This window comes from Pseudomonas sp. B23(2017), assembly GCF_002113725.1.
In the GTDB taxonomy this organism is placed as follows: domain Bacteria; phylum Pseudomonadota; class Gammaproteobacteria; order Pseudomonadales; family Pseudomonadaceae; genus Aquipseudomonas; species Aquipseudomonas putida_Z.
Map to the genome: position 1 here is coordinate 153,304 of NZ_NEJM01000010.1, position 11,223 is coordinate 164,526.

Consider the following 11,223-nt stretch of genomic DNA (forward strand, 5'->3'; position numbering starts at 1 on the left):
GATCAGTGCTCGGCGTCGGCGGTCTGCGCCTCCTGTTGCCGGGCCCACTCGCGCAGGACGAACTTCTGGATCTTGCCGGTGGCGGTCTTGGGCAGCTCCGTGAGCGATACATGTCGCGGCGCCTTGAAATGCGCCAGGCGTTCACGGCACCAGCGGATCAGGTCGCCTTCCGTGACCGTGGTCCGTGCATCGGCGCGCAGGGAGACGAACGCATGGGGTGTCTCCCCCCAGCGCGAATCCGGGCGCGCCACCACCGCGGCCTCGACCACCTCGGGGTGCTGGTAGAGCACCTCCTCGATCTCCAGCGAGCTGATGTTCTCGCCGCCGGAAATGATGATGTCCTTGGCCCGGTCCTTGATTTCCACGTAGCCATCCGGGTGCAGCACGGCCAGGTCGCCCGTGTGCAGCCAGCCATTGGCCAATGCCGCCCGGGTGGCCTCCGGGTTGTGCAGGTAGCCTTTCATCACGGTATTGCCGCGCACCACCAGCTCGCCAAGGGTAAGGCCGTCGGCCGGGACCGGGCGGCCGGTGTCGGTATCCAGCACCGTGGCTTCCTCGAGCATCGGGTGGGCGACACCCTGGCGGCTCATGAACTGCGCTCGGGCCTCCAGGGGCAATTCGTCGACCCCCGGCTGCCACAGGCACAGTGTGCTGGGGCCGTAGCTTTCGGTCATGCCATAGGCATGGGTGATATTGAAGCCACGCGCTTCCATCGCCGCGATGACCGCACTGGGCGGGGCGGCACCGCCGGTGATCACCGATACCGGCACCGGAGGGGCGCAGGCATGCTCGGCGTGGATCAGCATCGACATCACCACCGGGGCGGCGCTCAGGTGGGTCACGGCATGCTCGACGATGGCGGCGTTTATCGCATCAGGCTGGACCTTGCGCAGGCACACGTGGGTGCCACCGGACAACGTCACCGCCCAGGTATGGCTCCAGCCGTTGCAGTGGAACATTGGCAAGGTCCACAGGTACACGCTGCGCGGTCCCAACTGGAAGATCAGCGCACCGGCGCAGGCATTGAGGTAGGCGCCGCGGTGATGCAGGACCACGCCCTTGGGGTCCCCCGTGGTGCCGGAGGTGTAGTTGATGGCGATCGATTGCCATTCGTTCTGAGGCGCACTCAAGGGTCGCGCGGGGTCGCCCTGGGCCAGGAACGCTTCGTAATCCAGGGCGTGGGCCAGGTCGGCGCGCTCGGCCTGATCATCGTCGATGCCCACCAGCAAGGGCGGCGCATCGAGCATGGCCAGCGCCTGATGGGCCACGGCACCGAACTCGCGATCGCAGATCAATACCTTGGCCGCGCAGTGACGCAGGATGAAGGCAATGCTGCGCGCCTCCAGGCGGATGTTGATGCACACCAGCACCGCCCCGGCACCGGGCACGCCATAGTGGGCCTCGAGCATTTCCGGGATGTTCGGCGCCAATATCGCCACCCGCTCGCCCGGCTGAACACCGACCCGCTCCAAGGCACTGGCCAAGGCGCGGCTGCGCTCGTGCAACTGGCGGTAGCTGTAGCGCCTGGCGCCGTAGATCACCGCATCGCGCTGCGGATACACCTGCGCGGCACGCTTGAGGAACGACAGCGGCGACAGCGGGACATGGTTGGCTTCGTTGGGAGCTAGCTCGTGCTCGAGGGTGGGAACCATCATGGCAGGCACCTCATCGACACATTGCTCAGGTCTTGCACGCACATACATACCTCCTGTTCTTGTTGTTATTGCACCAGGGCGCGTTACAGGCTGCTGCACAGATGGCCGCCATCGACCACGATCTCAGCGCCGCTCATCCCCCGCCCAGCATCGCTGGCGAGCAGCAGCAAGGCGCCGTCCAGGTCCGCCGGCACGCTGAAGCGGCGGCTGGGGATACGCGAGCGCAACTTGTCACCAGCCTCGCTGACCAGGAACGCCTCGTTCAGCTCGGTCATCACGTAGCCGGGCGCCAGGGCGTTCACCCGGATGCCATGGCGTGCCAACTCCAGCGCCATGGCGCGGGTCAGGTGGGCCAGGCCGGCCTTGGCCGCCAGGTAAGGGCCGACGGCACCGGCCACACGGCTGGCGAGGATCGAAGTGACATTGATCAGGCTGCCGCCCTTCCCCGCCGCGACCATGCGCCGGGCGCTTTCCTGGGCCACCGCCCAGGCACCCTTGAGGTTGGTGTCGAGCACGTGGTCCCAGCTTTGATCATCGCAGGCCAGCAAAGGCTGGCTGTCACTCACTCCCGCATTGTTGACCAGCACATCCAGCGGGCCGACGGCATCGAGCACCCGGCAGATGTCCTCACGGCTCGTCACATCGAGGGCAAAGGCCTGCGCCCGCCCTCCCGCCAGCTCGATGGCCTCCACCAGTGCCTGCAGTGGCGCCTGGCGCCTGGCGGTCACCACCACCTCGGCGCCTGCGCCGGCCAGGGTCATGGCGAAGTGGCGGCCGAGGCCGCTGGAGGCGCCAGTCACCAGGGCGCGACGCCCGTCCAGGGCGAACAGTCGGGCAAGGTCCGGTTGCATCACTGGGCCTCCAGGCGCTGGTCGAGCAGCTTCTTCGCCAGGCTCATGCGGTGCACTTCGCTCGGGCCGTCATAGATGCGAAACGGGCGAATGTCGCGGAAGATCCGCTCCACCACGGTGTCCCCGGTCACCCCGCGCCCGCCCAATACCTGGACGCAACGATCGACCACCCGCCACAGCGCCTCGGCGCTGATCACCTTGGCCATGCTCGAATCGACATTGGCGCGCCGACCCTGGTCGAGCACCCAGGCGCAGTGCCAGACCGCCAGGCGCACCACGTGCAGGTCCATCATGTTGTCGGCCAGCATGAAGCCCACACCCTGGTGCTCGCCCAGCGGCTTGCCGAAGGCGTCACGGGTGCGCGCATAGTCGCAGGCGATGTCGTGGGCGCGGCGCGCGGCACCGAGCCAGCGCATGCAATGAGTCAAGCGTGCGGGCGCCAGACGCACCTGGGCATAACGGAAGCCCTTGCCGATCTCGCCAAGGACATCGCTCGCCGGGATACGCAGGTTGTCGAAACGCAGCTGCCCGTGACCGCCGGTAAAACAGCTGTCCAGCGAGTCCAGCTGACGTTCAAGGATGATGCCGTCACGCTTCATGTCGGTCAGGAACATGGTCGCCGTGCCATCCTCCATGCGCGCCATGATGATGCCGAAGTCGGCGCCTTCGGCCCCGGTAATCAGCCACTTGCGGCCATTGATCAGGTAGTCGTCGCCATCGCGGGTGGCGGTGGTGCGCAGCATCGAGGGGTCCGAGCCGGAGCCGGGCGCGGGCTCCGTCATGGCGAAGCAGGACCGGGCATGGCCCTGGACCAGCGGGCGCAACCAGCGGTCTTTCTGAGCCTCGGTGGCGACCACATCCATCAGGTGGATGTTGCCTTCGTCCGGGGCATGTATGTTCAGCGCCACCGGGCCCAGCGGCGAGTAGCCGGCCTCTTCGAAGACGATCGCCTTGGCCACGTGGCTCAGTTCCAGGCCGCCCATTTCGCGGCTGGCGTGGGGCGTCAGCAAGCCGGCGGCGCGGGCGCGGGCCACCAGATCCTGGCGCAGGGCATCGCTGGGGCCATGGCTGTCTTGACGAGGGTCGTTCTCGAACGGGATGACCTGTTCGGCGATGAAGTCTCGGGTCTTGGCCTGCAGGGCGAGCAGTTCGTCCGGGAGGGTGAAGTTCATGGCTGTCCTTGTGTGTTCTTGTCTATCGGAGGAATGGGTGGTCAACGCCGTTCAGGGCAAGGCCTTGGGGTTGCTGATCGCCAATCGGGCGAGGGTGACCTGGCGCAATGTCTCGACCAGCGTGCAACGGGGTTGCACGGCATCATGGCAGCCTTGGCGAATGGCGCAGGCGAGCTGACGGCGCAGGTCGGGCAAGGCCGCGGGCGCCTCGCCGACCAAGGCGGCCAGACGCGTCTGTTCCTGGTCCTCGGCATGGGCACCCAGGCAGCTTTCGCGGGCCGCTATGGCCATGGCATTGGCGATCATCAAGGCCGGGTAGCGCAGCTCGCCAGGCAGCACAGGCAATACCTGCTCCAGCAAGGTCTGGCGGGCGATTTCGAGTAATTCATGGGCGTGCGTTTGAGTCATGGCGCATCGGCTCCGGTCATGTTCAGGATGTCGAGTTCAAGCTCCGGGAGCATGCGCGCGGTCAGTGCCAGCTCAAGGGAAGGCTCTTCGCCTGACAGGTGGCGCTGCCCCTGCTGCAATGCGATCACCGCCCAGCGCAGCGTCGCCATGACCTGCCAGTAGTGCAGTTGTTGGGGCTCGATCCACAGTGGCGATACCTTGTGGTAGCCACGCAGGAAGTCCCCCAGCAGGCCGATGCCGCCGGCCTCCAGGTCAGGGCGCGTGAAACGCCAGCAGCGGGCGGTGAACCAGCCCAGGTCCTCGCACGGGTCGCCCCAGCCAGTGAACTCCCAGTCCAGCACCGCCTCCAGTCCCTGCTCGCTGGCCAGGTAGTTGCCCGTACGGTAGTCGCGATGCAGCAGGCACAGACGGCTGTCGCGTGGTGCATGCAGCTCGCACCAACGCAGGCCCCACTCCAATACCGGATAGGCATCGTCCAGGGTGTCGAGGTAGCGACGGTAGGCATCGACGCAAACCAGGGCCGGCGAGCGTTTGGGCAGGGGCAGGAAGGCCAGCGCCGCGCTCGGCGGACGGATCTGATGCAGGCGCGCCAGGTTGGCGCCGAGCTGCTCCGCGAGCCGGGCCTGGCCCAAGGCTCCCGCCGCTGAACTGAGCCGCCGACCGGCAGCAACACCTGGCACATACTCCATCAGGAAGAACACCCGCCCGTTGACCTGCGTATCGCGACATAGCCAAAGCGGCCGCGGCACTTTCACGCCTGCCTGATGCGCCACCTGCAACACGGCGAACTCCTGCGCGCGGTCGAGGCTGGCGGGTAGCGCGGAAAGCGCATCGCTGCGCAGCACCCAACGCCGGTCGCCAGCCCACGGGCCGCCTTCGATCAGCAGGTCCAGCAGCCAGTTTTCCTGGATGGCGCCGCCGCTCAGGCGCTTGCGCGCCTGGATGACCACCCGCGTTGCCAAGGCCTGCTCACGGATGAACTCGGCCAGGCAGTGATCGTCAGTCATGGCCGCGAACGTATCGCCGGCCTGGGAAATCGTTGGTGGATTGTTCATGCGTCTGTAGGCCCTGTCTTTGGTTTCCGGGTTGGCACAACCCCAGGAGCAAGGCGTGGGCCAACTCTTCAGGAAACATCGGCAGGCCGCATGCAGCCTGGCTTTGGGCAACTTCTCGATGAGTAAAGGGCATACAATCCGTTGCACATTTGCAACCTGTTCATTCAGTATCGAAACATTTCAATCATGAACAGGTCTCGCCATGGACGCTCTCGCCTCCCAGGTCATCGTGCTGATCAGCCACTTGCAGCGCCCTCAGCAACGCAGCCGGCTCGCCCACGTGGTAAGCGGGCTCACGGCGGACTACCCCGATACCCATATCGAAGTCCTCGACACCTCGGTGGCCGAGGCACTGCAGACCGCCCGCGAACTAGTACAGTCAGGCAACGTGGATGTGTTCGTCTGCGCCGGTGCCACCGCAGCCTACCTGCGCAGACACCTGACGCGCCCGGTGCTGGCGATGCGCGTTGGCAGCGGCGACCTGCTGCGGGCACTGGGGCAGGCCAGCGAGCGCTCTTCCCAGGTGGCCGTGCTCAGCTACAACCACATCAACCACGACTTGCAAGCCATGGCCGCGCTATTCACCGTCCAGGTCCACCAGGCCGCCTACACCTCCCTGGAGGAGGCTCGCCAGGCCGTCGACCAGGCGGCCCGGCTGGGCTGTCGCAGCATCATCGGCTCGTCGACGGTGGTGGAGCTGGCAGAACAGGCGGGGCTGCATGGCGTCCTGTCGCTGAGCGAGGACACCGCGCGCAAGGCGCTGGAGGAAGCCCTGGGCATTCTCGACAGCCAGCGCGTCGAGATCGCCAAGCGGCGGCATCTCAATGCCGTGTTGCAACATATCCCCGCCGGCGTGGCGGCGGTCGACAACCAGGGCGTCGTGCAATCGCTCAACCCGGCCCTTGCCAAACTGCTGGAGTTGCCGGCCAGCGCCGCACTGGGCCGGCCGTTGCAACAGCTGTGCCCGGAACTGGACCTGCAGCAAGCGCTGCAGGAAGGCGTCGGCGAGGAAAACCGAGTGATCCGGCTGGGTTCGCACGCCGTGGTCAGCAACCTGTTGCCCATCCTGGAGAACGGCGAGCGCACCGGCCTGGTGCTCACCTGCCAAGACATCACCGCCGTGCAGCGCGCAGACCAACGCATCCGCTCCACCCGCCGCCCCGGCGCCTTCAACGCGCGCTACCGGCTCGAACAGCTCGACGGCAACAGCAAGGCCAACCGCGACATGCTGCAACTGGCCAAGCGCTTCGCCGCCAGCCATTCGACCATCTTGATCACCGGCGAAAGCGGCACCGGCAAGGAGCTGCTGGCCCAAGGCATCCACAACGAAAGCCCGCGCCGGCAAGGCCCCTTCGTCGCCATCAACTGCGCGGCGTTTCCCGAGTCTTTGCTGGAAAGTGAATTGTTCGGCTACGAGGAAGGCGCCTTCAGCGGCTCGCGCAAAGGTGGCAAGCCAGGCCTGTTCGAAGCGGCACACCGCGGCACGCTGTTCCTCGACGAGATCGGCGACATGCCGGTGTCGCTGCAAACACGCCTGCTGCGCGTGCTGCAAGAGCGTGAAGTCCTGCGCCTGGGCAGCACCGAACCGATTGCCATCGACGTGCGCATCATTGCCGCCACCCACCAGGACCTGCGCAGCGCCATAGACGATGGCGATTTCCGTACCGACCTGTATTTCCGGCTCAACATCCTGCGTCTGCAGACCACCCCGCTGCGCGAACGCCCTGAGGACATTGCCCTGATCTGCCGGGGCATCAGCCAGCGCCTGCTCGTTCAGGGGCAACCACCGGGAGCTGCAGACATCCCCGCCGCGCTGCTGCCGTACCTTGAACGCTATGCCTGGCCGGGCAATGTCCGGGAACTGGAGAATGTGATCGAGCGCGCGATGCTCTCGGCACGCGAACTGCTTGAGGACCACCGCGTGAACGAGCAGTACCTGGCACGCGTGCTACCTGAACTGTGCGAAAGCTCTCCCCCTTCACCCGCCCGGAAAAAGTCGTCAGACGAAACGGACCTGCACACCATCGGCAAGGTCGCGCAACTGCGCCATGTAAGGGAAACGTTGGAAAGCTGCCACGGCAACCTCGACGAAGCCGCCCGCCGTCTCGGCATCAGCCGCACAACCTTGTGGCGGCGCTTGCGATCTGCCAATTGAATGAAAGCCCCAGTCCCATGTTCAATCCATGACGTCTGGTTGGACAGTCTCAAGGCCCGATACCGTCTAATCATCCGCGAACTGACTGGCTCGACGTACATCGCCGGGTTGCTAGCGATTTTGTTGTGGAGGGCGCTCAACCTGTTTAGTTACCTGGAGATACTTATTCTGCGAGCGATTGCCCTCTATCAGATCCGGCGACTATGCGCGATGTACTGTATCGTCCGGCATTCTTGCTCAGTCGCCTGACGACCATGCTGATGCAGTCGGAGCAGGACAATATGGCGCCCGGAGGTGCGTTTTCGCGATGTGCATGTTCAGCCGGTCTGGACGCAACTGACCGCTTTCGACCCATTGCAGACATTCAAGAGCTCTCCAAGATGTGGTGTTGCAGGTCGCATCGAGCCTTATCTCCTAACAGACCACCCGTCAGCTTGATCCCGCCTGGAGCAGTTTTTCAATACCTGCTAGAGCGTTTCGTGGATCGCGATTATGCATCGCAACATATACTAGCATAGTTCCCGAGTTCACCAAGGCCAGCACACATGAAGGTGTCCAAGTTCGAGAGTCACATAAGCGGTCAGCTCATGAAGGCCATTTTCCAGTAGTGAAAGGGCCAGCGCATCTGCCTTATGATCACCAGGCTGCTGTGTGAACTCATACAGCGCCTGGCCAAATAGTATAGTCATTTATGTGGAAAATTCGTCTAGCCGTTAGAGTCGCGCTCGGCGACAACCAATGTTGATTTATAGCTTAAACACCGTCACCATAAATTTGGCGTCGTATCGCGTAATCAACCTCGCAGTAGCCAGGATATAGTTTACCGCAAGAGAAGTCACGCTCGTCATAACCCGGAAAATACTCAACCCCACCCCCATCCTGCTTAAACTGAATGTACATTTGAGGCGAGCCATTCAGCTCCCTGTTGTTTAATGATATAATATGGTTGGCGGCCTTGATTAATTGGTAAAATAAGCTTTGGAGTACACCTTTTCGATATGAGATGTATTTTTCTCGCTGGTAGTAATCAAGGTGCAGGCAGCTTACCCAGTAAGCATATTCATCCCCTTCAATATATTTGTTTTCATGCAGGCAACAAATGGCTACAAGATCGCGACATACACAATTGAAGTTGCGAATGGCATTTATAAGCACTGTGGAATTTATATCATTCTTGTGATCCTCTATTATCCACTCAACCTGAGATAAGTAGGATTGAATTCGAAGCAGGAACTGCTCTGAAATCCGAACATCACAATAAAAAAACGGCAGAAAACAGCAGTAATAAATAAGATTGCTCGGATCTATCTTGTCGCACCAAAATCGATAGATTCGCGATGTCGACAGGTCTCGATTGCTTGTGTTTCGGGCATAGAGCAATTCAGAGTCTAAGAAATCTACAATTGTTTTTAGCTTGGGAAGATCAGAGCTATTAACTATTTCCTTGACTAGGTCGGCCACATCAAGCATGTCGCTTTTGGTATCTAATTCGTATTCAGCAGTGCCTATTTTGGCAATCCGATGGTTAGACTTGCTCACAATATTTAAAATTATCAACCGATCATAACTTTTATAGAGGCCCTTTTCTATAAACTTGTCGACGGTGTGTTTCGTTTTGGCTAGGGCTGACGTGGACGTCACCTGAAAAGCAACTCGACTTTGGCCGTCACCTAAATCTATCGCAGCAGTGTTATTGTTAATGATATTAATATTTTTAAGCTTGAGACCATAAATTAAATTCAGAAGACCGCAATAAAAATCTTCTGCGCCATGATTTATATCCGTTAGCGCCATGCCGTTATGAATCTCGACCTGGGCTTTTAACCAAGCGAGCGCTGCTATTATTTCTCTGTGATAGTTAAGCCGATTCATTTCTTTGAGTGCTCCGAAAATTCATAAGTGGCTATGAGAAAGCAGCAGTCGTGACACTACCAAAAATTCGCAAGCCGGTGGCCAGTGATGGCCAAAAGCTACATTTAGTTATGATGGATGTCCACTCAATATTTTGGGTAGTCGCTTTGGGAACAACCCACCCGGATATCACGGACGCATGATGGAAGCACGCGATGATGCGCTCTGATGTCGTCCAGATTGTTCAAGGTTTGAGGATGGGGGATTGTCAGCGTTGCTTACCTGAGCAGGAGCGCTATACGGAGGTTCACGCGGAGCTTAAGGTGCATAGATCAAATTCGACAACAGACCTTCTCTGTGCTTTGAATGGGAGTCGATAGCGTCCGCTTTCGAGCCAGGCTGTGTGAAAACGTTCGACGCGATCCGGTTGGTTAGAAAACGACCATGATTACGCGCCCCTGCGACGGATCCACTCAAGGCCGCCCCATGGACATCCAGCTAATCGGCAGAAACAGGCTAGTTGCGGCCATTCGCTACGACCCTCAAATCCAGGATTCACTGATGTTTCAGACGCTCCCAGTTTCAGACGTGTAAACCTATTTTTTTACGTGTAAACCTAGGTGGTTTACACGTAAAAAAATAGGTTTACACGCATGCCTTAGCAAGCCTTGATTTCATGATGTGGCGTAGCTTGCGAAGCAAGCTACGAGTGGTGGGATGTTCATTACAGACAGGCCGGCCGAGGGTAGGCCTATCTGTTTAGGTCGTGGTGGCTTATCGAGCAACCCAGACTTCACCTCCCAAGCGCTGGTAGCGGCGCTCAAAAGCCTCCGAGCCTACCTCCATCACTTGGCAAACCTCCTGCCGCATGTCCTGTTCCTGTAGGAAACCGGTCTGCTTCACATGAGACTGGGTGTTGAAATCCAGTAGATGGATCAGCTCAGCATCGAGCCTTCAGATCTAATCGATGAGGACTTCATCGACCACTGGAAGCCAAGCTTGAAACTCTTCCCCGCTAGAGATTCTCCTAAAGCCTAACGGCGTGGCCATCAAAGTGGCGCCAACGGCTTCCTGGTTAGAATGTGTCTCATCCCAAAGACTATGTTTCTCAACCTCAGCAATTAGATCATCAAACTGCTCAGAGCTTTCAAACCCGATGATTGAAACCTCGAAGCCAGCCACTGAAATAGCTGCGATTAGAGCGGGAGGAACATCGATATCAGGACCGGCATACGCGGTCACCATGCGCCCTCCCAAGTGATCGTTAATTCGCTTTTGCCGCTCGTGCCCCCGATCAAACTGTGGCCCAGGCGCATTCGTGGAGATCGAAAACTTCCCGTCGTCGGTTAATTCAATTTTCCACGCCATGGGTGGATTTTCGCTGAATCGGCCAACAACAGTACGTGCAGGACGGAATGACATCACTGTCTGCTGCTGAAAGCACTGGAGGATTTCAAAGAAAAACAAACCTATTTGTATAGCGCCCACCAGCTCATCGTTAGGGACAAGGACTGGGAAACCACCGTTTCTTCGTCGTAACCGTAAACCTTCCGGGACCAGTATGTAGTCAGCGTGAGCTATGCCATTTCGTATGTCATCCCGGAAAGCGATTTCCAACAACCCTGCTAAGCCTGTCATTCCGATGGCTGTTGCAACCTGTGCCAAGTGTCGAAACATCGCGTTAGCATTGGGTCCGATGACGGCCCGAGGCTCCTTGCGGACGCGCACTAGGCCTTGAAATGGCCAAAGGTTGTAAGCCTTTAATTGCGCGACCCTTAGGGTGTTCAGCAATCCCTCATATACACCCCCAGCTTCTGCAAGATGAGCATAAAGGCAGAGCAGCTGTCGAAGCTCTGAGCGCGTGAGCGGCGTACCTTTAGACCCCAGTGCTTTCAGCTCCTGAAAGACCTCCTGGGCCGTAGCAACAGTACTCCAACCAGCATCTTGCACGCCACGAAACTCGCCAAACATAGCAGCTGCAGTATCGATCTCATTGATCTTCAACGCGTAAGCGTACAGATACGTCAACTGGGTATTGAGTGCTTGCAAATAGGTGCGGGGGTCCATATTTGGCAT

Annotated in this window: 8 protein-coding genes; 1 reads left to right on the top strand and 7 read right to left on the bottom strand. The window is 60.0% G+C overall.

The window, feature by feature from the left end; all coding sequences use genetic code 11:
- Positions 1–2: 2 nt before the first annotated feature.
- The 5 genes from CAG46_RS17350 to CAG46_RS17370 all read right to left on the bottom strand — a co-directional run bounded on the left by CAG46_RS17350 (position 3) and on the right by CAG46_RS17370 (position 5,141).
- Positions 3–1,655: an acyl-CoA synthetase gene (locus CAG46_RS17350; protein WP_256573341.1), complete on the bottom strand. Its 1,653-nt coding sequence runs from the start codon at positions 1,653–1,655 to the stop codon at positions 3–5.
- An 83-nt stretch (positions 1,656–1,738) separates the two neighbouring features.
- Positions 1,739–2,506, bottom strand: coding sequence for an SDR family NAD(P)-dependent oxidoreductase (locus tag CAG46_RS17355; protein WP_085616607.1), 768 nt, complete (start codon positions 2,504–2,506; stop codon positions 1,739–1,741).
- Complete coding sequence (locus CAG46_RS17360) at positions 2,506–3,678, bottom strand: acyl-CoA dehydrogenase family protein (RefSeq protein WP_085616609.1); 1,173 nt, start codon at positions 3,676–3,678, stop codon at positions 2,506–2,508. Before CAG46_RS17360 ends, CAG46_RS17355 begins: the two co-directional genes overlap by 1 nt.
- A 51-nt stretch (positions 3,679–3,729) precedes the next feature.
- Positions 3,730–4,086: a DUF6285 domain-containing protein gene (locus tag CAG46_RS17365; protein WP_085616611.1), complete on the bottom strand. Its 357-nt coding sequence runs from the start codon at positions 4,084–4,086 to the stop codon at positions 3,730–3,732.
- A complete protein-coding gene (locus CAG46_RS17370) occupies positions 4,083–5,141 on the bottom strand; it encodes a phosphotransferase family protein (protein ID WP_085616613.1) in 1,059 nt (352 codons plus the stop codon). Before CAG46_RS17370 ends, CAG46_RS17365 begins: the two co-directional genes overlap by 4 nt.
- Before the next feature lie 202 nt (positions 5,142–5,343).
- Here CAG46_RS17370 and prpR point away from each other — a divergent pair, with 202 nt between their 5' ends.
- Complete coding sequence (gene prpR / locus CAG46_RS17375) at positions 5,344–7,296, top strand: propionate catabolism operon regulatory protein PrpR (protein WP_085616615.1); 1,953 nt, start codon at positions 5,344–5,346, stop codon at positions 7,294–7,296.
- Between the two features lie 753 nt (positions 7,297–8,049).
- On the opposite strand, the gene CAG46_RS17385 is transcribed toward prpR, so the two are convergent.
- Together CAG46_RS17385 and CAG46_RS17390 are read right to left on the bottom strand one after the other, a co-directional pair.
- Entirely contained in the window at positions 8,050–9,168 is a 1,119-nt protein-coding gene (locus CAG46_RS17385) for an SMEK domain-containing protein (protein ID WP_085616620.1), read from the bottom strand.
- Positions 9,169–10,107: 939 nt separating this feature from the next.
- Positions 10,108–11,214 carry a hypothetical protein gene (locus CAG46_RS17390; RefSeq protein ID WP_085616622.1) on the bottom strand — a complete coding sequence of 369 codons (1,107 nt, stop codon included), beginning with the start codon at positions 11,212–11,214 and terminating at the stop codon, positions 10,108–10,110.
- Between the last annotated feature and the right edge of the window lie 9 nt (positions 11,215–11,223).

What these genes read in the sequence shown, in the direction of transcription:
- CAG46_RS17390 (WP_085616622.1), bottom strand. Translation starts at nt 11,214, where the DNA reads ATGGACCCCCGCACCTATTTGCAAGCACTCAATACCCAGTTGACGTAT.
- CAG46_RS17360 (WP_085616609.1), bottom strand. Translation starts at nt 3,678, where the DNA reads ATGAACTTCACCCTCCCGGACGAACTGCTCGCCCTGCAGGCCAAGACC.
- CAG46_RS17355 (WP_085616607.1), bottom strand. Translation starts at nt 2,506, where the DNA reads ATGCAACCGGACCTTGCCCGACTGTTCGCCCTGGACGGGCGTCGCGCC.
- CAG46_RS17370 (WP_085616613.1), bottom strand. Translation starts at nt 5,141, where the DNA reads ATGAACAATCCACCAACGATTTCCCAGGCCGGCGATACGTTCGCGGCC.
- CAG46_RS17385 (WP_085616620.1), bottom strand. Translation starts at nt 9,168, where the DNA reads ATGAATCGGCTTAACTATCACAGAGAAATAATAGCAGCGCTCGCTTGG.
- CAG46_RS17365 (WP_085616611.1), bottom strand. Translation starts at nt 4,086, where the DNA reads ATGACTCAAACGCACGCCCATGAATTACTCGAAATCGCCCGCCAGACC.
- CAG46_RS17350 (WP_256573341.1), bottom strand. Translation starts at nt 1,655, where the DNA reads ATGATGGTTCCCACCCTCGAGCACGAGCTAGCTCCCAACGAAGCCAAC.
- prpR (WP_085616615.1), top strand. Translation starts at nt 5,344, where the DNA reads ATGGACGCTCTCGCCTCCCAGGTCATCGTGCTGATCAGCCACTTGCAG.